This window comes from Phaeobacter sp. JH20_26 (assembly GCF_048056275.1).
In the GTDB taxonomy this organism is placed as follows: Bacteria; Pseudomonadota; Alphaproteobacteria; order Rhodobacterales; family Rhodobacteraceae; genus Phaeobacter; species Phaeobacter bryozoorum.
This window is the reverse complement of record NZ_JAYMWL010000013.1, coordinates 199,498-224,389: the sequence shown is the minus strand read 5'-3', so window position 1 is coordinate 224,389 and position 24,892 is coordinate 199,498. Positions and strand designations below refer to the sequence as shown.

The following is a 24,892-nucleotide window of genomic DNA, read 5'->3' as shown; positions in this document are numbered from 1 at the left end:
ACGGTGCACACGGCCCTGTCAGACCGTGCTAGTCGCGAGGGCGGATGTTATATCCGCCCACAGGTCCTCGGCCTCCTCCAGCCCGAGGTTCAGCCGAACGAGGTTCGGCGAAACTCCAAAACGTTGCATCGAGTTCTCTTCGCCGATCTGCGCAAGCCCGACGCGGGCCGGCAGGATCAGGCTTTCAAATCCACCCCAGCTGACGCCCAGCCGGAAATGGGTCAGCGCGTTGGCAAATGCCGGGATATCCACGCTGTCATCAAATTCGACCGACATCAGACCGGACCGCCCGGTGAGACCCGGCACGTCGTTTGGGCCCGGAGAATGCACCCGGCGCACCTGCGGCAAGGCCGAAAGACGGTCGATAAAGAGCGTCGCCGTGGCCTCGTGCTGGCGCATCCGCACCGCCAGCGTGCGCAGGCCTCGGGTCAGCAGAAACGCCTCGAACGGCGCCAGCTTACCACCCAGCAACGGCAACGTGAGATCACGGATCCGGTCGATATTCGCCTGCGAAGACACCACCACCCCCGCCACGGTATCGGAATGGCCGGAGATATATTTCGATGCTGAATGCAAAACGATATCAATGCCTTGGGTCAGGGGTTTTTGAAACACAGGGCTGGCCCAGGAATTGTCGATCATCGTCAGCACGCCATGCCGTTTTGCATGGGCTGCAACCTTCATGAGGTTCAGAGGCTGGAACACCACCGAGCTGGGGCTTTCCAGATAGGCCAGCCGCACGCCCTTGAGCAGGTCCGGCTCCTCTTCCAGCTGCTTCGGCGCGTAATAGTCGATTTCAACCCCAAAGGGCCGCAACAGCCGTTCCATGAAACGATAGCTGTCGGGGTAGACATGTTCGACGCAGGCAATCCTGTCACCCGGTTTCACAAAGGCAAGAAGCGTCGAGGAAATCGCCGCCATCCCGGAGGCAAATCCGCAGGCCGCCTCGCCCTGCTCGGCCTTGGCCATCAACCCCTCAAAAGCCGCCACCGTCGGGTTCTGGACCCGTGTGTATATCGCCGTATCGCTGCGCCCGGCCATGCGATCTTCAAACGCTTCGTAGCTGTCAAAACTGAACAGCGATGTCTGTACGATCGGCGGGGTGATCGCGCCGTTGCGATCCTCCAGAACAGCCGCCATCAACGTGGCCAGGCCCAGGTCCTCAGTCATCATGTCCCTCCACCATCGCCTGCATCGACTCGCGGATCTCCGCTTCGACCATGTCGAGAATGCGCTTCATCACTTTCATCGCCTCCTCCTCATTGCCCGCGACCACCGCTTCGGCCAGCGGCAGGTGCAGCGGGATCGAGGATTCCCCCAGATGCGGCTTGCCGAATGGCGCTTCGTAAACCTCGTTGAACCCATGCTGGATCTGCTGGATCAGCTGACCGAACAACGGGTTGCCGCAGGCCTCCTGCAGGGCTTCGTGAAACCGGTAATCGGAGGCGCGCCAGTCCTCTCCGGCACCGTGAATCGCGATCAGCTCGGTCACACGGCCCATGATGATACGGGCGCTTTGCGGGGTGATGTTGCGGGTTGCCAGGCGGACGGTTTCCAGTTCCAGCGGGCGCCGAACCGCATGGGTTCGCATAAGGCTCTCGGCCTCCAGCTTGACCATCACCGGCAGATGGATGGCATTTGACACCACCTCCGTCGCCAGTCGCGTCCCGGCCTTCTTGTTGCGGGTCACGATGCCCATGTTCTGCCAGGCGGTCAGCGCCTCGCGCACCTTGGACCGGCCTACGCCCAGCTGACGGGCGATCTCCACTTCTGGCGGCAGGCGATCGCCCACACCCAGCCCGTCAGCCTCGATCATGCGGATCAGCGCTTCAAGGACATCCCGGCTAGTGCTGCGCGCCGGAAGCGGCGCCATGTGATGGGATGTCTGGTTCGGATCACGCGCTGCCATGCTGTGCCTTTCATGCGATCTGGCGCTGGCCAGACCCGGTTCCTGTCACAGCATGGCAATAATGTCGGACATTATCAACAGTATTGTCGGACATTATATAAACACGCATATTCAATGCGTTATAAAGACATGTTAAGGCACCACGCAGAGATCGAAGCCGGATCAGAACAGACGCTCTTGCCAATCAACAGGCCCCTGCCGACGTCGATTCGATCCATCTACCGCGCCGAATACGGCCCGAATAAACCACCCGGGCACCTGCCGCACATTGGGCCAAAACCGCTTGCACCGGCATTGAGTTCCAATCACTCTGCGAAAATCCTGGCGAGGATTTGTCAGCGCCAAGTGGTCCCGTCAGATGTCCCAAGCCGGTATGGGCCCGCCAGATTTGAGACCTCAGTTTCTACCGTAAAAAGGATTTCGCGTGCCCGTAACCAGCCCTCACCCGACCCGTCCGTCTTCCCGGTTCCGGCTACGCACGCCATGGCGCGCGGTTGCGGCGATGTTTGTGCTGAACGGCGCCCTGTTTGGGATCTGGGCGTCGCGCATCCCCGCCGTCGCCGACAGCCACGGGCTGACGCCCGGCGCGCTGGGGTTGCTGCTGTTGCTAATGGCCGCAGGCGCGATCCTCTCCTTTCCGCTTGCCGGACGGGCGGCAGATCGGATGGGGGCCGCCCATGTCACCCGCCGGGTGGCGCTGGCCTATGTCCTCGGGCTGGTGCTGCTGGCGCTGGCGCCGAGCCTGCCACTGCTGGCGGCCGCGCTCTTTGTCTTTGGTGCCGCCCATGGCAGCATGGACGTAGCGATGAACGCATGGGCAAGCGAGGTGGAGAAACGTGCCGGACGGCCGATGATGTCGTCCTTTCACGCGATGTTTAGCCTTGGGGCCGGGCTTGGTGCGCTGTCTGGCTACGGCGCGGCCTCCGTCGGGGCAGAAATCCCGTTGCATTTCCTGCTCGCCGGGGGGATCGCAGCGCTTCTGACGCTCTCTGTCGCACAGATCCCCTGGACTGCCGACCCCGCCCCCAAGAATCCGATGACAAAACCATCGCTTCTGCCCCGTGGACCGCTGGTTGCGGTGGGATTTGTCGCCTTTTGCGGGGCCGTTGGCGAAGGCGCAATGGCCGACTGGAGCGCGATCTTTCTGGTGCTGACGACGGGCGCCAGCGAAGCGGATGCCGCGCTTGGATTTGCCGTTTTCTCGGTCGCTATGGTGGCAATGCGGCTGATCGGCGATCTTGTGGTCGCGCGGCTCGGGGCCGTCAGCGCCGCTCGCATGGCCGGTGCCAGCGCCTGTCTTGGCGCATTGATCGCGGTGGTGTTTGGCAGCTACGCTGCTGCCATGATTGGCTTTGCCCTGATGGGTATCGGCTATGCGCTGGTCATGCCGCTCGCCTTCAGCCGCGCGGCCAGTGATCCCGAACTGCCCGCAGGCGCTGCCATCGCCAGTGTCGCGACATTCGGCTACGGCGGCATTCTGATCGGTCCACCCATGATCGGCATTACCGCCGAGTTGCTGTCGCTGCCTGCCGCATTTGTGATCCTTGCAGCGCTTTCAGCGTTTATCGTTATATTTTCAACGGTTCTAAAACACAGCTAAACCAAGCACCGGACCCAAAAAAAAGAAGGGAGGCGCTGTGGCCTCCCCCTCCCAGGTGCACGGATCAGGTGGTTCTTGTTACCGCCCGAGGTTGTTGCCTGTGTCCCGATCCGTGTCGGGGTGAGCGCACCCACCCCGGGTTTCCGACCAGCGCGACAGCATCGCCGCGACGGTCACAGTCCAATTCCATCAGCACTCAGCTACAGCCAGAGGTGCCGCCGCAGGTGTTGCATTTCATGCAGGTGCCATTGCGTACCAGCGTGTAATTTCCGCAATCGCCGCAGGCCTCGCCCTCGTAGCCCTGCATCTTGGCCTTGGTGCGGGCATCCATGCCGCCGGACGCGGCAGGCGCAACGGCTGATGTCTCAGGCACCAGCGACTGCAAGGCAGCGACCGGATCGCCCCCGATGTTGGCCAGCAGCTCGGTCTGCCCGCCCTGCAATACGACCAGTTCCTGCGGCAGACGCTTACGCAGATAGCCGGTGGAGGAAATCTGTTTCAGCACCTCCAGCGACCGCGTCGCAGCGGTTTCGCTCAGTTCCGAGAGATTGGAGACACCCTCTTCCTCGCCCCGGCCCAGATCGTCAAAGCTGGCGCCTTCCGGTTTGACATGAGCCAGATCGGTCCGATCGAGATAGCTGACCGCCAGCTCACGGAACACATAGTCCAGAATGGAGGTCGCATTCTTGATCGAGTCATTGCCCTGCACCATGCCCGCGGGCTCAAACTTGGTGAAGGTGAAGGCGTCGACAAACTCCTCCAGCGGCACGCCATATTGCAGGCCAACCGATACCGCGATGGCGAAATTGTTCATCATCGCCCGGAAACCGGCACCTTCCTTGTGCATGTCGATGAAGATCTCGCCAAGGTTGCCATCCTCATATTCGCCGGTGCGAAGGTACACTTTATGGCCCCCAACCACCGCCTTCTGGGTATAGCCCTTGCGGCGCTGCGGCATCTTGGTGCGATGCGATTTCACGATTTCCTTGATGACCACCTTCTCGACGATCTTCTCGGCAAGGGTGATGGCCTTTTCCTGCTGCGACCCGCTTTCGAGAATTTCGGCCGCCTCATCGTCGTCTTCAACCAGTGCCGCCGCCAGCGGTTGGCTCAGCTTGGAGCCGTCACGGTACAGCGCATTGGCCTTCACCCCCAGCGACCAGCTGAGTTCATAGGCCTTCTGGCAATCCTCAATGGTGGCGTCATTGGGCATGTTGATGGTCTTGGAGATTGCACCGGAGATAAAGCTCTGGGCTGCGGCCATCATCAGGATATGGCTATCAACCCCCAGATAACGCTTGCCTTTCTTGCCACAAGGATTGGCGCAATCAAAGATGTGATAGTGCTCTTCCTTCAGATGTGGCGCACCTTCCAGCGTCATGGATCCGCAGACATGGTCATTCGCCGCCTCGATATCGCGCTTGCTGAAGCCCAGATGGCGCAGCAGGTCAAAGGTCGGATCGTTCAGCTTTGTCGTCGGGATGCCCAGAACACCGGTGCAGAAATCCTCGCCCAGCGTCCACTGATTGAACACAAAGCGGATATCAAAGGCCGACTCCAGCGCCGCATCGACCTTCGCAAGCTCATTGGGGCCAAAGCCGTGACCGGCCAGCGAGGTGTGATTGATTCCCGGCGCATTGCCGATGGTGCCATGGCCCACGGCATAGGAGACGATCTCTTCGATCTGGGCCGGGGAATAGCCCAGCCCCTCCAGCGCGGCGGGGACCGAGCGGTTGATGATCTTGAAATAACCGCCGCCGGCCAGCTTCTTGAACTTCACCAGCGCAAAGTCCGGCTCGATCCCGGTGGTGTCGCAATCCATGACCAGACCAATGGTGCCGGTTGGGGCCACCACGGTGGCCTGCGCATTGCGGAACCCGTGACGTTCGCCCAGCTCCAGCGCCTCGTCCCAGCTGCTCATCGCCAGTTCCGCCAGACGCGGGTCCGGGCAGTTGGCACTGTCAAGCGGCACCGGCTTCACGGCCAAGCCTTCGTAGCCGTCGACCGCGCCGTGCGCGGCTGCGCGATGGTTGCGGATCACCCGCAGCATGTCGCTTGCGTTCTGCTCGTAGCGGGCAAACGGCCCCAGCTCGGAGGCCATCTCGGCGGAGGTGGCATAGGACACGCCGGTCATGATCGCCGTCAGCGCACCGCAAAGCGCGCGCCCTTCGGCGCTGTCATAGCCGTAGCCCATGTTCATCAGCAGGCCGCCGATATTGGCATAGCCAAGACCCAGCGTGCGGAAATCATAGGAACGCTGCGCGATTTCCTTGGACGGGAACTGCGCCATCATCACCGAAATTTCCAGCGTCACCGTCCACAGACGGCAGGCGTGCATGTAATCCTCGGCCTGGAAGACCCCGTCCTTGAGGAAGGTCAGCAGGTTCAGAGACGCGAGATTACAGGCGGTATCGTCCAGGAACATATATTCCGAACAAGGGTTTGAGCCGCGAATCTCACCGTCGGAGGGGCATGTGTGCCACTCGTTCACTGTGTCGTGGAACTGGATGCCCGGATCCGCGCAGGCCCAGGCCGCATGACCGACCTTTTCCCACAGATCCCGCGCCTTCACGGTTTTGGCGACCTTGCCATCGACCCGGTTGATCAGCTGCCAGTCGGCGTCCTTCTTCACCGCATGAAGAAAGGCGTTGGTGACCCGGATCGAGTTGTTGGAGTTCTGACCGGAAACCGAATTATAGGCGTCGCTGTCCCAGTCGGTGTCATAGGTCGGGAATTCAATCGAGGTGTGCCCCTGCTTGGCATAGTCCAGCACGCGCTTCACATAGGTCTCGGGGATGGCGACCTTCTTGGCTTCGCGAATTGCCTTTTTCAGCCCATCGTTGACGGCCGGATCATAGGCGTCAGCCTCGGCCCCGTCCCAGCTGCGAATGGCCTCGAAGAGACCGTTCAGCATCTTCTCGTGCATCTTGGAGCCTGCGACGATGGAGGCCACCTTCTGCTCTTCGATCACTTTCCAGTCGATGAACTGTTCGATATCCGGGTGATCTGCATCGACGATCACCATCTTGGCGGCGCGACGGGTGGTGCCACCGGATTTGATCGCGCCGGCTGCCCGATCACCGATCTTGAGGAAGCCCATCAGGCCAGAGGATTTGCCACCGCCGGACAGCGGTTCGCCTTCGCCGCGCAGGTGGCTGAAATTGGTGCCGGTGCCGGAGCCATATTTGAACAACCGCGCCTCACGAACCCAAAGATCCATGATGCCGCCGTCCTGCACCAGATCGTCAGAGACCGACTGGATAAAGCAGGCATGGGGCTGCGGGTGCTCATAGGCGCTGTCAGATTTGGTCAGCTGGCCGGTTTTGTAATCGACATAATGGTGACCCTGTGCTGGGCCGTCGATGCCATAGGCCCAATGCAGACCGGTGTTGAACCACTGCGGGCTGTTCGGCGCGGCGCGTTGGGTCGCCAGCATATAGCGCATCTCGTCGAAATAGGCGCGCGCGTCTTCCTCGGTTGAGAAATAGCCGCCTTTCCAGCCCCAGTAGCACCAGGCGCCGGCCAGACGGTCGAACACCTGTTTGGAGGAGGTCTCGCCGCCAAATTCCACATCATCACCGGCCGGAACCGAGCGCCATAGGAACTCGGGCACGCCTTTTTCACGGAGCTTTTTCAGTTTGCTCGGGACACCGGCTTTACGGAAATACTTCTGCGCAATCACATCGCTGGCGACCTGGCTCCAGCCCGCCGGAACCTCGACGCCCTCAAGACGGAACACAATGGTGCCGTCTGGATTGCGGATCTCCGACGTTGCAGGGACAAAGTCCAGATCGGCATATGCGTCCTGCCCAGATTTTGTAAATTTCCGTTCAATCTTCATGCCATCTGCCTCTTTTTTGCAGTCCCACTGTCACAAATCACGCCTTTTGGCCGACGCGTCTCTTCTCGTTCTTCGCCGCAAAACACCCTGCTGCGCACCTCACATAAGATGCGTGCCAGGGCCGAGGCCCCATATCCGCCAGCGCTAAATGCTTTGCTTGGTCTGGTGTAGCACCGGGTGAAATCCACCATATTTTGTGCTACATCATCCGACGTACACAATTTGACGTATTCAGGCATATGGGGTCAACGGCATTTTTAGGCTTTCGTAACCATCTTTTTCGTTGACGATAGCTTAATGGTCTGCGGTCGATCACGAAGCTGCGATTCAGAGTTGATCACTTTACCTGGCACGGTCCCAAGAGCCCCATCCATCCGACGCGATAAATCCCCTTGCGGAGAGGGGCTTGCCGCATGTCACGCCGCAGCAACGGCAGCAGCGGACTCTTCTGAAACAGAAATCACTCAACCAGGCCGAGGGTTGAAAAAATGAAATACACGCCCTCCAGATAGAAGGCGTGCCGAGGTGTTTTTTTTCCCTGTTGGCACGAAGCGTAAAAGGAAATCGACGCCAACCCGCGTCAGTTGGTTAAGCAAGCCTTAACAGACACAGCGAGACGCCCGATTTGGTCATAATTTGGAAACCAGTCCGAATCTCCTCAGCGAGCCCTCAGGGACTGAACAGCGCCCCTGCCCGTCCGCGGATGACGGATCTGCGCCCCCATCGGATCGGTCAGCTGGAACGCGAAACGCCGACAGCCCTGTGACAGGCATGTCGGCGTCTACGTCACATCCAGATGGATGAAATGGTCGGGGCGGCGAGATTCGAACTCACGACCCCCTGTACCCAAAACAGGTGCGCTACCAGACTGCGCCACGCCCCGGACCGTGCGCCTTCCTAGCGTTGCCGATCTGATTTGAAAAGCCCTAACAGGGCCAAATTGCGCCTGTCGTTGAAAAAACTTCATGGCGCAGCTGGGTGCCGACTGAAATCCCATAAAGCGCGGCAAGACCGCCGTTGATTTCCAGCACGGCATAGACGTTGTCACCACCCGGAATCGGCGTCAGGTCCCCGGGAATGGCGCGATGGTGAATATGGCGCACCGTGCCGCTGCTGTCGACAAACAGCATGTCCAGCGGAATGAGCGTATTCTTCATCCAGAAGCTGGCGCGCTGCGGCGCCTCATAGACAAACAACATGCCATTGCCACGCGCCATATGGGGCCGGTGCATCAACCCCTGCGCGCGTGTTTCTATGGTATCGGCGATTTCTACAGAGAACTGCGCCTGCCCCCAGGGGCCGCGCAGGCTGACCAGATCAGGGCGGCAGGCCTCTTCGGCCTGCACCGCCCCGGCCGCCACAATCGCAGCGACCGACATAATAGAGAGAGCGGCGGCTCTGGCTCCTGTTGTCATCCTGTCTGACAATCGGGTCCAGGCGCGCCGCATCACCTTAGTCCTGCTTTTCCAGAAGCGCCGCTTCCCAGGCCAGCACCTCGACCGCCATGCGGCCGCGTTTGCCGTCGATCACCCGCATCCCAAGCGCCTCGCCCGGTTGCAGTTCCGACAGACCCGACTGGCGCAGAACCTCAACATGAAGAAACACGTCTTCGTCGCGGCCAAACACATTGGCAAAACCAAAGCCCTTGCCTTTGTCGAACCATTTCACCCGCGCGGGGACCAGTGGCTCGGCGCTCAGCGTCTCGGCATCAATCTCCGCGAAATCGCTCAGAACTGGACTGTCGTCGCGAACCGGCGGCGTGATCGACAGGACTTCCACCGCCTGAACACCACGCTCGGTGCGATGCGTCACCAGTTCAACCTCGGCCCCGTCCGCGATGGAACTCTGGCCGAAGTTACGCAGCACGTTCACATGCAGCAGGATATCTGGTCCGCCCTCATCAGAGACGACAAATCCGAACCCTTTGGTCGGATCGAACCATTTCACCAGCCCGCGTATTTGCTGCAAACTGCTCAAGTCTTCTGCCACTGCTGTAGTCCACCGTGTTCTTCAGTTTTTAACCAGTAGGTGATGCTCTATTCTCGGTTCTGAGTTCAAGCCAAAAACGGACACCAATATCACAATTCTGCTATTTTCCGATAGTGACCTAAGGGCACAACCGCTCCACCGTCCAAAGCGCTTCGGGTGTTTCGCGCCGCCAGACAAAGCGATCATGCAGACGAAACGCGCCATCGGCCCAGAACTCGATCTCAAGCGGCGTCAGACGGTAACCGCCCCAGAATGGCGGGCGCTCGGGATTTGACCCTTTGGTGGCTGTGACCTTGGCCACCTCCGCCATCAGCGCACCCCGGCTCGACAAGGGGCGCGACTGCGCCGAGGCCCAGGCCCCCAGTCGGCTCTTGAGGGACCGGGATTTGTAATAGGCATCGGCCTGCGGGCCGTTCTCGCGACTGATGATCCCGCGCGCGCGCACCTGGCGTCGCAGCGATTTCCAATGCATGACAAACGCCGCCTTGCCAGCGCCATCCAGCTCCTGCGCCTTGGCGCTTTCGTAATTGGTATAAAAGACAAAGGCTGCGTCCTCGATCTCTTTCAGCAGGACCATCCGGCAATTGGGCAACCCATCGGCATCCACCGTCGACAATGCAATCGCATTGGGATCGTTGATCTCGCTCTCTTCCGCCTCGCTCAGCCAGCTGCGCGCGATGGCAAAGGGATCCTCCCCCGCAAAGATACCGCTGCGATCGGACATGGCGCACCTCTTGGACTGTTATTATATGGGTCTGGCTGGCGCGATAATGCGCATGGCTGACAGCAACCTAGGCCGAGACAGGACAAACGACAAGAGACAGCGCTCTTGAAGCGCCTCGCCTGACAGACTAAACGTCGTCTAATTCGAATATCACAGGCGGAGAACCTGCATGTCTAGTCAACTGATGGCCGGCAAACGTGGCCTCATCATGGGCCTTGCCAATGATAAATCCATCGCGTGGGGCATTGCCAAAGCCTGCGCCGACGCCGGCGCCGAGCTTGCGTTTTCCTACCAGGGCGATGCCCTGAAGAAACGCGTCGACCCGCTGGCGGCGCAGCTTGGCAGCGATATCGTCCTGCCCTGCGATGTGGCCGATGAGGGCTCCGTTGATGCGCTGTTTGCAGCGCTGGAAGAAAAATGGGGCAAACTGGACTTTCTGGTGCACGCCATCGGCTTTTCCGACAAGAACGAGCTGCGCGGTCGCTATGTCGACACCACCCGTGGCAACTTTCAGATGACCATGGATATCTCGGTCTACTCCTTCACATCGGTGATGCAGCGCGCCGAGAAGATGATGTCCGAGGGCGGCAGCGCGGTCACACTGACCTATTACGGCGCCGAACAGGTGATGCCACATTATAATGTCATGGGTGTCGCCAAGGCCGCGCTCGAAGCATCGGTCAAATACCTTGCCGAAGATCTGGGCAAGGACGGCATCCGCGTCAATGCGATCTCTGCCGGACCGATCAAGACGCTGGCCGCCTCGGGCATTGGTGATTTCCGCTACATCATGAAATGGAACGAATATAATTCGCCGCTGCGCCGCAACGTGACCATTGATGACGTGGGCAAATCCGCGCTCTATCTGCTGTCGGATCTGTCCTCCGGCGTGACCGGCGAGAATCTGCACGTGGATGCCGGCTATCACGTCGTCGGGATGAAGGCGGTTGACGCCCCTGACATCGATGCGGCAACCGGGCGCAAATAAACACGGGTCCAGCAGATGCTGCGCACATCTGCACCACAGAGAATGACACAGCAGGCGCGCGGCCCACGCGCGCCTCTTCCAATGACAGGGACCCACCATGACACTCGCCGCCTTTACCGCTTCCGTCCTCCTGTGCCTGATGGCCGCCATCAGCCCCGGCCCCGCCGTTCTGATGGCTGCGCGCGTCGGCCTGGCCCATGGCTGGCGCAGTGGTCTGGCGCTGGCGATTGGCATCGGCGCGGGGGCAGTATTCTGGGCCTCCGCCGCGCTCTTCGGGCTGAACCTGCTGTTTGACTATGCCCCCTTCCTGCTGACCCTGCTGAAAATCGGCGGCGCCATGTTCCTGATCTACATGGCCTGGAACATGTGGCGCCATGCCAGTGAACCGATGTCACAGGACAGTGACGCTCAATTGCCGCAGACTGCTTTTGCGGCCTTCCGTCTTGGGATCTTCACCCAGCTGGCCAACCCCAAGCCGGCCGCCTTTTTCGGCGCCGTTTTTGTCGGCACCGTTCCCGAAGGCAGCAGCAGCCTGGCCCTTGCCGCGCTGCTCACCTGCATCTTTCTGGGTGAAGTCACTTGGAACACCCTCGTGGCCCGTATCTTCTCCTTTGAGAAAACGCGCCGCGGGTATATCAATCTGAAACATGTGATCGACCGGGTCTTTGGTGGTCTGCTGGCCGCCCTCGGCGTCAAGATCGCCGCCCTCTGAGGGCAGATGCACGATCCCGGACGCCAGACCCTAACAGGAGCATCAAAAACATGACCGATCGTCTGCCTCATGAAAAAGGCTTTCATATTTCCTGGGACCAGCTGCACCGCGACAGCCGCGCACTGGCGTGGCGTCTGGACGGGCAAGGCCCCGACGAAGGCGCCTGGCGTGCCGTTGTCGCCATCACCCGTGGCGGCATGGCTCCGGCCATGATCGTCAGCCGCGAACTGGATATCCGCATCGTCGACACGATCGGGGTGAAATCCTATCATCATCAGGATCAGGGACAGGCGGAGGTGCTGAAAGCCCCCGACGCCGAACTGATGGGCAACGGTGAAGGCGTGCTGATCATCGACGATCTGGTCGACAGCGGCAAAACTCTGGAACTGGTGCGCCAGATGTATCCCAAGGCGCATTTTGCCACCGTCTATGCCAAACCCAAGGGTCGGCCGATGGTCGATACCTTCATCACCGAGGTGAGCCAGGACACCTGGATCTTCTTCCCCTGGGATATGGCGCTGCAATATGTCGAACCCTATCGCGGGACCGACTGATCATCGACTGACGGACCACCAACCGTCACACGACGCATGGAAAGACGCACCTTAGGGGGCGTCTTTTTTCGTTTCCGCGCCGGGGATCTGCTGGGATTTTTCCGGCGCAGGTCAAACCCCCTTACAAAACCGGCGCAGTTGCGGCGGAGTGGCCAAAGCGCGCCATGGCTCTGGCCGGTGACGCGCCGACGCAAGACAGGACACCCGATGCCACAGGCCCGATTTCCCCACGCCCGCACCAAAGACACCTTTGTCTCGCCCATCGTCGATTCCCGGCGCTGGTTGGAGGGGCTGACCCTGCCTGCTGACATGCCGCTCCTCAATCTCAGTCAGGCGGCGCCTGCGGACCCGCCCCCCGAGGGGCTGCGCCGCGCCATCGCCGAGGCCGCCCTTGGCGACGACAGCAGCCACCTTTACGGGGCGGTACTGGGCCGGGACAGCCTGCGCGCCGCGCTCGCCGCAAAAATGGGCCGCCACTATGCGGCCGACCTCACGGCGGGTGATGTCGCCATCACCTCCGGCTGCAATCAGGCCTTTGCCGCGACCATCGCGGCGCTTTGTGGTGAGGGTGATCAGGTCATTCTCCCGACCCCCTGGTATTTCAATCACAAAATGTGGCTCGACATGCAGGGGGTCGAAACCTGCCCGCTGCCGGTCGGCGCAGCCATGCTGCCCTGCCCGGATGCCGCTGCAAAGCTGATCACCGACCGGACCCGCGCCATCGTTCTGGTCACACCCAACAATCCCTGCGGGGTCGAATATCCCGGCGGTCTGGTACAGCGGTTCTATGATCTTGCCCGTGCCCACGGTCTTGCCCTGATCGTGGATGAGACCTACCGCGACTTTGACAGCCGGGATGGCCCACCCCATGGGCTGTTTCAGGATCCCGGCTGGTCCGACACGCTGATCCACCTCTATTCTTTCTCCAAGGCCTATCGGCTCACCGGACACCGGCTGGGTGCCGTGGCCGCGCATCGCGATCACCTGCAGGAGATGGAGAAGTTCCTCGACACGGTCACCATCTGCCCGGCGCAACTTGGTCAGGTCGGCGCGCTCTGGGGGCTGGAAAACCTCGACGACTGGCTCGCCGCAGAGCGTCAGGAACTGCTGCGCCGCCGCGCTGCCATCGAGTCCGGGTTTGCGCCGCTGGCGGCGCTTGGCTGGCAGCTGCTAGGCTGTGGCGCCTATTTCGCCTATGTGGCCCACCCGTTTGACCAGCACAGCGACCCGCTGGCCCGGCGTCTGGTAAAAGAGGCAGGCATCCTGATGCTACCCGGCAGCATGTTCACGCCCAAGGGTGATCCATCGGGCACGCAGCAATTCCGTATCGCCTTTGCCAATGTCGACACATCCGGCATCCGGACCCTGTTCGACCGGCTGGCAAACTGGGCCCCGTGAGCTGAGGCCTCCGCAATCTCACCCTCTCACCCGCTCTGAACGCAGGCACAGATCAGTCGTCCCTTGCCCCTTTCAAGGTGGCAGCGTATTCAGAGCCTCGACATTTCAGCATTCCCGGCTGCCCCGTGCAGTCCGGCGACCGGCAATACGAGGACATCATGGCTGCAGGCATGAAAAAACTATCAAATACATTTGTCTGGATCCTGATGGGGATGCTGATCATCGGCCTCGCCGGCTTTGGTGCGGTCAATTTCACCGGATCGGTGAACTCGGTTGCGGTGGTCGGAGATCAGGAGGTCTCGGTCGATGACTACGCTCGCGAATTGCAGCGCGAACAGCGCGCGCTGGAGGCCCAGACCGGCCAGCGCATTCCTATCGCGCAGATGACAGCGCTTGGTCTTGATCGCGTGGTACTGGGACGGTTGATCGCCATCGCCGCACTCGATCAGGAAAGCAGCAATCTGGGCCTGTCCATCGGCGATCAGAACCTGTTCGACGAAATCAGCCGGATCCCGGCGTTCCAGGACGGCAGCGGCGCCTTCCATCGCGACACCTATCAATATGCGCTGGACAATATCGGCCTGAGCGAAGCCGCCTTTGAGGCCGACCTGCGTCGCGAATCCGCCCGCACCCTGGTGCAGGGTGCGATCATGGCAGGCACCGAAATGCCCGACACGCTGCGCGACACGCTCACCAGCTATGTCGGTGCCCGTCGCAGCTTTGACTGGCTGCCGGTCAGCCCCGACAGCCTCGCCCTGACGGCCGTCGACCCCAGCGAAGAAGAGCTGCGCAGCTTCTATGAGGCGCATATCGACCGCTTCACCCTGCCCCGCACCAAGGTCATTACCTACGCCGCCCTGCGCCCCGATGCGCTGGTTGACGAAATCGAGATCGACGCCGCCGCGCTGGAACAGCTGTTCAACGAGCGCAGCGATGAATATCAGGTGCCCGAGCGCCGTCTGGTGGAACGTCTGGTCTTTGCCAACACCGAAGCGGCCGCCAGCGCCAAGGCGCAGCTCGACATCAATGGCAGCACGTTTGAAGCACTGGTCGCCGATCGTGGTCTCAGCCTGCAGGACGTGGATCTGGGCGATGTGACCATGGGCGACCTCGGCGGCGCCGGACAGGACGTCTTTGCCGCGCAGGTCGGCGATGTGGTTGGCCCGCTCGACAGCGATCTCGGCCCGGCCCTGTTCCGCGTCAATGGCCGTCTTGAGGCACGCCTGACCAGCCTTGATGATGTCAAGGACGAGCTGCGCGCCGAGCTGGCAACCGACCGCGCCCGCCGCCTGATCGAAACCCGCGCCGAGGACATCAACGACATGCTCGCCGGTGGTGCCACGCTGGAAGAGCTGGTCAACGAACCCGGCATGGAGCTGGGCAAGATCGACTGGCACAACGGCAGCACCGATGGCATCGCCGCCTATGACGGGTTCCGCACCGCCGCTACCGCTGTCAGCACCGAAGATTTCCCCGAGGTCGACTTCCTCGAAGATGGCAGCCTCTTTGCCATCCGCCTGGATGAACAGCTTGAGCCACGCCCCGAACCCTTTGCAGAAGCTCAGGACAAACTGCGCGCCGCGTGGCAGGAGCAGCGCCTTCAGGATGCCACCGTCACCGAAGCCGAGCGTCTGGCAGACCTGCTGAAGAGCGGCGATGCGCTGCCCGAGGGCGTTGAGCTTACATCCGAAACCGGCCTCACCCGCGCCGCCTATATCGACGCAGCCCCGCAGTCGCTGATGGCCCGAGTCTTTGATCTGGCCGAAGGCGAGGTCGCCGTGGTCAGCGATGAAAGTGCTACTGTTGTTGTGCGCCTCACCGAAACCCTGCCGGTGGCCGACACACCTGAGATGGCTGCGCTGGCCGAGGCGATGGGCACCCAGCTGGATCAGGCGCTTGCTCAGGCCCTGTTCGAAGCCTTCGTGCAGGACGCCCAGACCCGCGCCGCGCCGCGCATCGACCCGCAGGCGCTCAATGCCGTGCAGGCCAACTTCCAGTAATCAAGGCAGATCCAGATGGCCCTGACCCCCGATTTCGAGACCTTTGCCAAAGCCTATGAGGCCGGTGAAAACCAGGTTGTCTACACCCGGCTTGCCGCCGACCTCGACACACCGGTGTCGCTGATGCTGAAGCTGACAGGCGCCCAGAAAGACGCCTTCATGCTGGAGTCCGTCACCGGCGGTGAGGTACGCGGGCGCTATTCGATCATCGGCATGAAACCGGATCTGGTCTGGCGTTGCCACGGGGAGCGCTCGGCCCTGAACCGCTCGGCGCGGTTTGATGCGGATGATTTCACCGCTCAGGACGGCAACCCGATGGACAATCTGCGGGCGCTGATCGCCGAAAGCAGGATCGAGCTGCCCGATGATCTGCCGCAGGCGGCGGCCGGTCTTTTTGGCTATCTCGGCTATGACATGATCCGGCTGGTCGAACATCTGCCGAACGTGAACCCGGATCCGCTTGGCCTCCCCGATGCGCTGATGCTGCGCCCCTCGGTGATCGCCGTGCTCGACGGGGTCAAGGGCGAGGTCACAGTGGTCTCCCCCGCATGGGCCAGCGAAGGCCAGTCGGCCAAGGCCGCCTATGCCCAGGCTGCCGAGCGGGTGATGGACGCGGTGCGCGATCTGGAACGTGCCATGCCCGCCGAAAGCCGCGACCTTGGCGACGCCGACGAGGTTGCGCCCCCGGTGAGTAATTTCACCAAAGAGGGCTATATGGCCGCGGTGGAGAAGGCCAAGGACTACATCCGCGCCGGTGACATCTTCCAGGTGGTGCCGGCACAGCGCTGGACACAGGCCTTCCCGCAGCCGCCTTTCGCGCTTTACCGCTCCCTGCGCCGCACCAACCCCTCGCCCTTCATGTTCTACTTCAACTTCGGCGGTTTCCAGGTGGTCGGTGCCAGCCCCGAAATCCTGGTCCGCGTCTTCGGGCAGGAGGTCACCATCCGGCCGATCGCAGGCACCCGCCCGCGCGGCGCCACGCCCGAGGAAGACAAAGCGCTGGAACTGGATCTGCTGGCCGACAAGAAAGAACTGGCCGAACACCTGATGCTTTTGGATCTGGGCCGCAACGACACCGGCCGGGTGGCGAAGATCGGCACTGTACGCCCCACCGAAAAATTCATCATCGAACGCTACAGCCACGTGATGCACATCGTCTCCAACGTCGTGGGCGAGCTGGCGGAGGACAAGGACGCGCTGGATGCCTTCTTTGCCGGCATGCCCGCAGGCACCGTCTCCGGCGCGCCAAAGGTGCGCGCGATGGAAATCATCGACGAACTGGAGCCGGAAAAACGCGGCATCTACGGCGGCGGTGTTGGCTATTTCTCGGCCGGCGGCGACATGGACATGTGCATCGCGCTGCGTACCGCCATCGTCAAGGATCAGACCCTCTATATCCAGGCCGGCGGCGGCGTTGTCTATGACAGCGACCCGGAGGCGGAATATATGGAGACCGTCCATAAATCCAACGCGATCCGCCGTGCCGCGGCAGATGCGGCCCGCTTTACCGGCAATGGCAACGGCTAGCCCCAGACAGGACCGCAGCCCCCGAGTTTCTGCGCGCCCGGCATCTCATGCGCGCGGCATCTCGACCGCCTGTCATCTTTCCCAAAATACTCTCGCCGAAGGCAAAAAAGGCGTCCCTCGTTCAGAGGGGCGCCTTTTTCACGCGGGCTCAGCCCGGCGCGCCGATCACTCGGCCTGCACCTGCGCCCGCAGAGAGGCCGACACCGGCGCCAGCGCCACCCGGTTGGCACGATCCTGAAGCCCCCAGATCAACAGTGCCGAAATCGTATCCGGCTGTACCCGACCCAGCATGATCACCGCACCTTCCTGCCCGGCGCGGAAGGCTGCCTGATCCAGGAACCGGCGAATGGCCCGGGGATCCTGTCCGGCGCCATCGAAATCACGGAAGACCACACCGGCCGGCACCCCCTCACGCAGCGCCAGTTTCTGCACGGTATTCAGACCGGCATCCTGCGTCACCATCCCGTAGCCCATCGCGCCAAGCGCCGTGGCCATCTGATCGGCCAGCGGGCGGTTGCCCTGAAACCCGGTCTCGACCCCTTCCAGCACGGCGACAGCCTCCGGCAGGGTCTCCAGCCAGACCTGCAAGGCTGTTTCGGCATCCTGTGGCCCCGCATCGCGCGGCAGATCCGCCACCACCATGACCTCGAAACCAGCCGCGCGATGGCGGGCCATCTTGGCTGCGGCCTCGGGATCTTCGGGATCCAGCGCAAAGGTCAGCGGATAGGGGAAATCCTGCAAGGCTTCGGCGCCGATGGCCTTCGCATCGTCAATCAGGACAATCGACATCAGCGCGCGCCCGTCCTCCGGGGTAAAGGGCTGGGCATTCTGCTCAAACGGCACCCCGGAAGATGGCGTCGCAATCTGGCTGCCAGCGGCAGGGGCCTTGGCGTCATCGCGTTCGGTCAGCGGGCGCACCGGCGTGCCGATCTGCGGACGGCCAGCACTCTCAGAGGCTGAAGCGGATGGTTCTGGCGTGGAATTCGTGGTCGGCAGATCCGCAATCCGCCGCGTCGCTGGCGCCGTCGATGCTGCTGACCCGGTTCCGGCACTTTCTGGCTGGCCGACGCTTTCTGGCTGCGAAGGCTTGGCCTGGGCATCACTGGCCGCTGGCTGCGTGCCCACCTGCGCTGGTCCGGCGCGGCCGGGCGCCGGCAGTACAGGTGTCGGTGTCGGCCCGGGGGCTGCCCCAAGCGCCGGACCTGACGCCCCGCCCGTGGCTGGGCTGCTCAGCACCGGATCACCGGTTGTAATATTCGGCACCGGCAGACGGCTGGCGGCTGCGCTACCGCTTGGCTCCTCGTCGCTGGGTGCAGCTGTAGCCGCGGTGCGGCTGTCGCCACCCGGATTGGCCTCAGTGCCCTGATCCGGGGTGGAGGCCAGCCGGGCTGGGGCTTCGCTTGCTGCCGCAGGCACCGGCGGCTGCGCCGGATCCGACACCACGACAAGCCTCTGCTCCTGGCTGGGCGCATTGGGGGCCGGCAGGGCCTCAACTGGGGTAACAGGCGCATCGCGCCCGACATCAATGGCAGGCGCGCCGACACCGCCCGGAGCAGCACGGGTGCCGCTCCCCAGTTCGGTGCCGACCTCAGGACGTTCCGCCGGACCCGTATCGGCATCGGCCAGCGCCGCCAGATCATCGCCCACGACCTGCGGATCCAATGCAGCGGGCGGCGCCTCCACCAGATCTGGATCGGTGCCGCCACCGTCAACCGGCGTTTCCGCCGCCGGAGCCTGCACGACGCTGCGCGCCGGTTCAGCCACGCTGACCTCGACCGATTTGGGCAACGGCACCGACAGCGACCACACCACGGCGCCGCCTGCGGCCACCAAGGCCCCGAAACTCACGCCTCCAAGAAACCCTCGCATCTCTGTCCTGCCTCTCGTTGCCTTCTGGAACCGGTCGCATTCTGTCGGTCAAGCCGCCCCAACACCCCGTGGCCCGATTGGCCTGGCCGCTGCTAGTGATGTGCACTTGACGCTGCCGCGCAACCCTGAACATGTATGTTGCGACCACTATACTGCGGCGCGGCCCCGGCCCGCCAGCCCTTAAACGAGCCCCGCGACTATGCTGCTGCTGATCGACAACTACGACTCCTTTACCTACAACCTCGTGCATTATCTGGGCGAATTGGGCGCTGATGTGCAGGTCCATCGCAATGATGCGCTGAACGTACAGGATGCGATGGCGATGAACCCCGCCGGCATCCTGTTGTCGCCGGGACCCTGCGACCCCGATCAGGCCGGTATTTGCCTGGCCCTGACCGAAGCCGCCGCCGAGACCAGGACCCCGCTGATGGGCGTCTGCCTTGGCCACCAGACCATCGGTCAGGCCTTTGGCGGCAAGGTCGTGCGCTGCAAGGACATCGTTCACGGCAAGATGGGCACCATGCACCACAACAACACCGGACTATTTGCCGGTCTGCCCTCCCCCTTTGAGGCGACACGCTATCATTCGCTGGTGGTGGAGCGCGACAGCCTGCCGGACAGTCTGGAGATCACCGCAGAGCTGGAAGATGGCACCATCATGGGGCTACAGCACAAGACTCTGCCGATCCACGGCGTCCAGTTCCACCCGGAATCCATCGCCTCCGAACACGGCCATGCGCTGCTCAAGAATTTCCTCGACGTGATGAAGGTGCCCGCATGAGCAATCAGATGAAGCCGCTGATCGACGCCGCTGCGGATCGCCCTCTCAGCCGGGCCGAAGCAGAGGCCGCCTTTACCCATCTGTTCGAAGGCAATGCCACGCCCAGCCAAATGGGCGGCCTGCTGATGGCCTTGCGCACCCGTGGCGAGACGGTCGATGAATACGCCGCCGCCGCCGCCGTCATGCGCGCCAAATGCAATCCCGTGGTGGCACCTGCGGGCGCGATGGACATTGTCGGCACCGGCGGTGACGGCAAGGGAACGCTCAATATCTCCACCGCCACCGCCTTTGTCGTGGCCGGTGCCGGAACCGTTGTCGCGAAACATGGCAATCGCAACCTGTCGTCAAAATCCGGCGCTGCGGATGCGCTTGGCCAGATGGGCATCAATGTCATGGTCGGCCCGAAAGTGGCCGAACAGGCGCTGCGCGAAGCAGGCATCTGCTTCATGATGGCGCCGATGCATCATCCGGCCATCGCCCATGTCATGCCCACCCGGCAGGAACTGGGCACGCGCACGATCTTCAACATTCTCGGCCCGCTTACCAACCCGGCCGGTGTCAAACGCCAGCTCACCGGCGCCTTCAGCCGCGATCTGATCCGCCCGATGGCCGAAACCCTCGGGCAGCTGGGATCCGAACAGGCCTGGCTGGTCCATGGCTCCGACGGCACCGATGAGCTGACCATCACCGGCGTCAGCTGGGTTGCGGCACTGAACCCAGGTGGCAATGTCACCGAAATGGAGATCCACCCCGAGGACGCAGGCCTGCCGGTTCATCCGTTTGAGGCAATCGTTGGCGGCACACCCGAAGACAACGCAAAGGCGTTTGAGGCGCTGTTGTCAGGCGAAGCATCCGCCTACCGGGACGCGGTGTTGTTGAACTCTGCCGCCGCCCTGCTGGTGGCAGGCGCCGCGGATGATCTCAGAACCGGCGTCGAAATGGCGCGCAGCAGCATCGACAGCGGCGCCGCACGGGGCAAGATTGAGGCGGTCGCGCGGATCACCACAGCAGCTGCTGACAGCAAATGACCCCAGACCTCCCCGTTCCGGGTGGCTGGGGTGACCTGCCGTTTTTTGCCAATGATTATGCAAGCATCGCCAAGGCGGTGGCGGATGATCCACGTCAGATCCTGCCGCCCGTGGCGCAGCGGCTGGCGGCGCTGGAACTGACGCCGCCCGACCGCACCCGCGTTGTCATCCTCGGTCAGGATCCCTATCCGACGCCGGGTCATGCTCATGGTCTGGCCTTCTCGGTGGAGCCGGATGTCCGCCCCTTACCGCGCTCCTTGAACAATATTTTCAAGGAGTTAAGTGCTGACCTTGGTGTCGAGAAACCCAATGGCGACCTGCGCGGATGGGCCCGTCAGGGTGTCTTGCTGCTCAATACCGTGCTCAGCGTGCCCGCAGGTGAGGCCAACGGCCACAAGCATCTGGGCTGGCAGGCGCTGGCCGATCAGGTGCTGGCCCGGAGCAGTCAGCGCCCGACGGCCTACATATTATGGGGTAAACAGGCCCAAGGGCTTGAAAAACATATTCAACCGGGCGATCACCTTATTCTGAGGACGGCCCATCCTTCACCCCTCTCGGCGCGCCGCGGCTTTTTCGGATCGCGCCCGTTTTCGGCGGTGAACAGCTGGCTGGCCCAACGCGGGCAGCCGCAGATTGATTGGAACGCGTGACCGGAGGCGTCAAGATGACTGAAACTGTGCTGGACAAGATCAAGGCCTATAAGCTGGAAGAGGTCGCCGCCGACAAGGCCGCCAAACCGCTTGAGACCGTCGAGGCCGAGGCCCGTGAAGCCGATCCGGTGCGCGGCTTTGCCAAGGCGTTGATGGCCGCCGGCCGTCAGGGTTACGGGCTGATCTCCGAGATCAAAAAAGCCAGCCCCTCCAAAGGCTTGATCCGCGAAGACTTCGATCCCGCAACCCTCGCCAAAGCCTATGAGGACGGCGGCGCAACTTGCCTGTCCGTGCTGACTGACACGCCCAGTTTTCAGGGGGCAAAGCCGTTTTTGCCAGCGGCCCGCAATGCCTGCACCCTGCCGGTGCTGCGCAAGGACTTCATGTATGATACCTATCAGGTGGCCGAGGCCCGTGCCCTTGGCGCCGATTGCGTCCTGATCATCCTCGCTTCCGTCTCCGACATGCAGGCCGCCGAACTGGAGGCCGCTGCCTTTGAATGGGATATGGATGTGCTGCTTGAGGTTCATGACGAGGAAGAGCTGGACCGCGCCTGCAAGCTGAAATCGCCCCTCCTCGGCATCAACAACCGCAATCTCAAGACCTTCGACACCACGCTCGACACCACGCGCACCCTGTCGCGGCTGGTGCCTGCGGATCGTACCATCGTCTGTGAAAGCGGTCTTGCGACGCCCCAGGATCTCTCCGACATGGCGCGGTACGGCGCCCGCAGTTTCCTGATTGGCGAAAGCCTGATGCGCCAGGCGGATGTGACCGCCGCAACCCGTGATATCCTCGCAAACCCGCTGATGCCGGGTGCCATGTGATGGCGCCGCTTACACATTTCGACGGCAAGGGCGATGCCCATATGGTCGACGTCTCCGACAAGGCGGTGACGGCGCGGATCGCCACCGCCGAAGGCCACATAAGCATGGCGCGCGAAACCTTTGATATCATTTCGGAAGGTCGGGCAAAGAAAGGCGACGTTCTGAGCGTTGCCCGGCTGGCAGGCATCATGGGCGCCAAGAAAACGCCCGATCTGATCCCGCTCTGCCACCCGCTTCCGGTGACCAAAGTTGCCGTCGAACTGTCGCTCGATCCGGACCTGCCGGGGGTGCGCGTCGAAGCCACCGTAAAAACCACGGGCCAGACCGGCGTCGAGATGGAGGCGCTTACGGCTGTCTCCACCGCCGCGCTCACCGTCTATGACATGGCCAAGGCGGTGGATAAGGCGATGCAGATCGGCGGCATTCGCGTAACATTGAAAGACGGCGGAAAATCAGGCCGTTACGAGGCGTAGATGATCTCAGTATCCGAGGCCCTCGACACAGTTCTGAAACTGGTGGCCCCGATGCGGGTCGAAACGGTGCCGCTGCGCGCCGCAGCCGGTCGCGTTCTTGCGGCGCCGGTCTCGGCCAATCGCGACCAGCCGCCCTTCGCTGCCTCCGCGATGGACGGCTACGCGGTAAAGGCCGCCGAGGTTGAGCGTGACGCCATGTTCAAGGTGATCGGAGAAAGCGCCGCCGGTCATGGCTTCAAGGGCCGCGTCGGCCCCGGTCAGGCGGTCCGTATCTTTACCGGAGCGCCAGTGCCCGAAGGCGCTGATTTTGTGGTTATCCAAGAGGATACAAGCCGCACCGGATCCCTGATCACGATCTCGGATCATCCGGGGCCCGGCAACAATATCCGTCCCAAGGGCGGCGATTTTCAGCTCGGCAGCACGATCGCGGCGCCGCGTCTGCTGTCGTCTGCCGATATCGCGCTGCTGGCCGCGATGAACATCGCCGAGGTGCCGGTGCATGTACGTCCGACCGTTGCCCTGATCTCGACCGGCGATGAACTGGTGCTCCCCGGCGATACGCCCGGCCCCGACCAGATCATAGCGTCCAACACCTTTGGCCTCGATGCGCTGCTCACGGCGGCTGGCGCCCGCGTCCGCATTCTGCCAATCGCCCGCGATACCGAAGGCAGCCTGCGCATGGCCCTGGATCTGGCCCGCGAGGCAGATCTGATCGTGACGATTGGCGGGGCCTCGGTGGGCGATCATGATCTGGTGGCCGGGGTAACCGAAAGCCTGGGTATGGCGCGCGCCTTCTACAAGGTTGCGATGCGCCCGGGAAAGCCGCTGATGGCCGGGACACTAGGCCGGTCCGCCATGGTCGGCTTGCCGGGAAATCCCGTGTCTGCAATGGTTTGCGGCCATGTCTTCCTGTTACCAATGCTGCGCACCATGCAGGGGCTCCCGCCCCATGATCCGCAACCGGCCGAGGCCCCCCTGGCGCAGGACCTGCCGGCCAACGGCCCGCGTACCCACTACATGCGGGCGCAGCTCAGCGCGGCGGAGCTGCATGTGTTTGACGATCAGGACAGCGCCCGGCTGACATTGCTTGCCGAGGCCAACGCGCTTGCCATCCGTCCCGCCAATGATCCGCCCCGCGCCAAGGGCACGATGCTTGCCTACCTTCCGATCTGATCGGATACGGCGATGCACGTCGGCGGATTTCACTTTGCCAACAATTCAGCATCAATTCGGCTGCGTTTGACAGGTTTCATGCGACATGCCGTTGACACAAAACGGGAACATGCGTAGAACAAAGCGAAACATCGAGCGGCTGAGAGGGATGTCATGCTGACGAAGAAGCAACTGGACTTGCTGGATTTCATCAACACACGTCTGCAAAAGGATGGCGTCCCCCCAAGTTTTGACGAGATGAAGGTGGCGCTTGACCTGCGCTCGAAATCGGGCATCCACCGGCTGATCACCGCTTTGGAAGAACGCGGATTTATCCGCCGCCTCGCACATCGTGCCCGCGCGATCGAGATCATCCGCCTGCCGGACAGCCTCGGCAGCGCCCAGCAGATGACAGAGGCAGCGTCATCCGAACCGGCCAATCAGGTCTCCGCCCCGGCAATGATCGCCGCGATGGAGCTGCCCGTGATGGGCCGCATCGCCGCCGGTGTCCCGATTGAGGCGATTAACCAGGTCTCCCATCAGGTCGCGGTCCCGGCCTCCATGCTGTCAGCCCAGGGGCAGCATTTCGCGCTGGAGGTCCGTGGTGATTCAATGATCGAAGCCGGCATCAATGACGGCGATATCGTTGTCATCCGCGAAACCTCCGTGGCTGACAATGGCGATGTGGTGGTTGCGCTGGTCGATGGACAGGAAGCGACGCTGAAACGCATCTACCGCAAAGGCAGCACCATTGCGCTGGAGGCGGCAAACCCCGCCTATGAGACCCGCCAGTATCCGCAGGATCAGGTAAAGGTGCAGGGCCGCCTTGTCGGACTTATCCGCACCTATTGACCAGAGGGTCGCCCTCGA

General features: G+C 62.3%; 21 protein-coding genes and 1 tRNA gene. 14 read left to right on the top strand and 8 right to left on the bottom strand.

Features of this window, described 5'->3' with window-relative positions:
• Window positions 1-18 precede the first annotated feature (18 nt).
• Together VWY60_RS06880 and VWY60_RS06875 are read right to left on the bottom strand one after the other, a co-directional pair.
• Entirely contained in the window at window positions 19-1,173 is a 1,155-nt protein-coding gene (locus tag VWY60_RS06880) for an aminotransferase class I/II-fold pyridoxal phosphate-dependent enzyme (RefSeq protein ID WP_416538800.1), read from the bottom strand.
• Window positions 1,163-1,909 (bottom strand): FadR/GntR family transcriptional regulator, encoded by a 747-nt coding sequence (locus VWY60_RS06875; protein WP_416538801.1) that lies wholly within the window; start codon window positions 1,907-1,909, stop codon window positions 1,163-1,165. Before VWY60_RS06875 ends, VWY60_RS06880 begins: the two co-directional genes overlap by 11 nt.
• 424 nt (window positions 1,910-2,333) lie before the next feature.
• Here VWY60_RS06875 and VWY60_RS06870 point away from each other — a divergent pair, with 424 nt between their 5' ends.
• Window positions 2,334-3,509, top strand: a complete 1,176-nt coding sequence (locus VWY60_RS06870) for an MFS transporter (protein ID WP_416540129.1) — start codon at window positions 2,334-2,336, stop codon at window positions 3,507-3,509.
• Between the two features lie 196 nt (window positions 3,510-3,705).
• On the opposite strand, the gene VWY60_RS06865 is transcribed toward VWY60_RS06870, so the two are convergent.
• From VWY60_RS06865 to pdxH, 5 genes are all read right to left on the bottom strand, one after another.
• Window positions 3,706-7,350, bottom strand: a complete 3,645-nt coding sequence (locus VWY60_RS06865; protein ID WP_340545680.1) for a vitamin B12-dependent ribonucleotide reductase — start codon at window positions 7,348-7,350, stop codon at window positions 3,706-3,708.
• Window positions 7,351-8,156: 806 nt separating this feature from the next.
• Window positions 8,157-8,233 (bottom strand) — tRNA-Pro (locus VWY60_RS06860).
• A 43-nt stretch (window positions 8,234-8,276) separates the two neighbouring features.
• The gene (locus VWY60_RS06855; RefSeq protein ID WP_416540128.1) at window positions 8,277-8,798 is read right to left on the bottom strand and encodes a DUF192 domain-containing protein; all 522 of its coding nucleotides are present in this window, start codon (window positions 8,796-8,798) and stop codon (window positions 8,277-8,279) included.
• 4 nt (window positions 8,799-8,802) lie between these two features.
• Window positions 8,803-9,339 (bottom strand): cold-shock protein, encoded by a 537-nt coding sequence (locus VWY60_RS06850; protein WP_340545682.1) that lies wholly within the window; start codon window positions 9,337-9,339, stop codon window positions 8,803-8,805.
• Window positions 9,340-9,457: 118 nt separating this feature from the next.
• Entirely contained in the window at window positions 9,458-10,063 is a 606-nt protein-coding gene (pdxH, locus tag VWY60_RS06845) for a pyridoxamine 5'-phosphate oxidase (protein WP_416534875.1), read from the bottom strand.
• Window positions 10,064-10,232: 169 nt separating this feature from the next.
• Between pdxH and fabI the strand changes: the two genes are divergently transcribed.
• From fabI to trpE, 6 genes are all read left to right on the top strand, one after another.
• The gene (gene fabI, locus VWY60_RS06840; RefSeq protein ID WP_340545684.1) at window positions 10,233-11,051 is read left to right on the top strand and encodes an enoyl-ACP reductase FabI; all 819 of its coding nucleotides are present in this window, start codon (window positions 10,233-10,235) and stop codon (window positions 11,049-11,051) included.
• Window positions 11,052-11,148: 97 nt separating this feature from the next.
• Complete coding sequence (locus VWY60_RS06835) at window positions 11,149-11,763, top strand: LysE family translocator (protein ID WP_340545685.1); 615 nt, start codon at window positions 11,149-11,151, stop codon at window positions 11,761-11,763.
• A 50-nt stretch (window positions 11,764-11,813) separates the two neighbouring features.
• Window positions 11,814-12,317, top strand: coding sequence for a xanthine phosphoribosyltransferase (gene gpt / locus VWY60_RS06830; RefSeq protein WP_340545686.1), 504 nt, complete (start codon window positions 11,814-11,816; stop codon window positions 12,315-12,317).
• 207 nt (window positions 12,318-12,524) lie between these two features.
• Window positions 12,525-13,715 carry an aminotransferase gene (locus VWY60_RS06825; protein WP_416540127.1) on the top strand — a complete coding sequence of 397 codons (1,191 nt, stop codon included), beginning with the start codon at window positions 12,525-12,527 and terminating at the stop codon, window positions 13,713-13,715.
• A 158-nt stretch (window positions 13,716-13,873) separates the two neighbouring features.
• Window positions 13,874-15,715: a SurA N-terminal domain-containing protein gene (locus VWY60_RS06820; RefSeq protein ID WP_416540126.1), complete on the top strand. Its 1,842-nt coding sequence runs from the start codon at window positions 13,874-13,876 to the stop codon at window positions 15,713-15,715.
• A gap of 15 nt (window positions 15,716-15,730) precedes the next feature.
• Window positions 15,731-17,242 (top strand): anthranilate synthase component I, encoded by a 1,512-nt coding sequence (gene trpE, locus VWY60_RS06815; protein ID WP_416534872.1) that lies wholly within the window; start codon window positions 15,731-15,733, stop codon window positions 17,240-17,242.
• A 165-nt stretch (window positions 17,243-17,407) separates the two neighbouring features.
• On the opposite strand, the gene VWY60_RS06810 is transcribed toward trpE, so the two are convergent.
• Window positions 17,408-19,111, bottom strand: a complete 1,704-nt coding sequence (locus VWY60_RS06810) for a divergent polysaccharide deacetylase family protein (protein WP_416540125.1) — start codon at window positions 19,109-19,111, stop codon at window positions 17,408-17,410.
• Between the two features lie 199 nt (window positions 19,112-19,310).
• Between VWY60_RS06810 and VWY60_RS06805 the strand changes: the two genes are divergently transcribed.
• From VWY60_RS06805 to lexA, 7 genes are all read left to right on the top strand, one after another.
• Window positions 19,311-19,892 carry an anthranilate synthase component II gene (locus tag VWY60_RS06805; RefSeq protein ID WP_416534870.1) on the top strand — a complete coding sequence of 194 codons (582 nt, stop codon included), beginning with the start codon at window positions 19,311-19,313 and terminating at the stop codon, window positions 19,890-19,892.
• Entirely contained in the window at window positions 19,889-20,920 is a 1,032-nt protein-coding gene (trpD, locus tag VWY60_RS06800; protein WP_340545692.1) for an anthranilate phosphoribosyltransferase, read from the top strand. The genes VWY60_RS06805 and trpD overlap by 4 nt, the downstream gene beginning before the upstream one ends.
• Window positions 20,917-21,570 carry a uracil-DNA glycosylase gene (locus tag VWY60_RS06795; protein WP_416540124.1) on the top strand — a complete coding sequence of 218 codons (654 nt, stop codon included), beginning with the start codon at window positions 20,917-20,919 and terminating at the stop codon, window positions 21,568-21,570. Before trpD ends, VWY60_RS06795 begins: the two co-directional genes overlap by 4 nt.
• A gap of 14 nt (window positions 21,571-21,584) precedes the next feature.
• A complete protein-coding gene (gene trpC / locus VWY60_RS06790) occupies window positions 21,585-22,397 on the top strand; it encodes an indole-3-glycerol phosphate synthase TrpC (RefSeq protein ID WP_416540123.1) in 813 nt (270 codons plus the stop codon).
• Window positions 22,397-22,870, top strand: a complete 474-nt coding sequence (moaC, locus tag VWY60_RS06785; protein ID WP_416538810.1) for a cyclic pyranopterin monophosphate synthase MoaC — start codon at window positions 22,397-22,399, stop codon at window positions 22,868-22,870. Before trpC ends, moaC begins: the two co-directional genes overlap by 1 nt.
• On the top strand, window positions 22,871-24,043 hold the full coding sequence (glp, locus tag VWY60_RS06780) for a gephyrin-like molybdotransferase Glp (RefSeq protein ID WP_416540122.1): 1,173 nt from the start codon (window positions 22,871-22,873) through the stop codon (window positions 24,041-24,043).
• A 153-nt stretch (window positions 24,044-24,196) separates the two neighbouring features.
• Window positions 24,197-24,874, top strand: a complete 678-nt coding sequence (lexA, locus tag VWY60_RS06775) for a transcriptional repressor LexA (protein ID WP_416540121.1) — start codon at window positions 24,197-24,199, stop codon at window positions 24,872-24,874.
• Window positions 24,875-24,892: the final 18 nt, after the last annotated feature.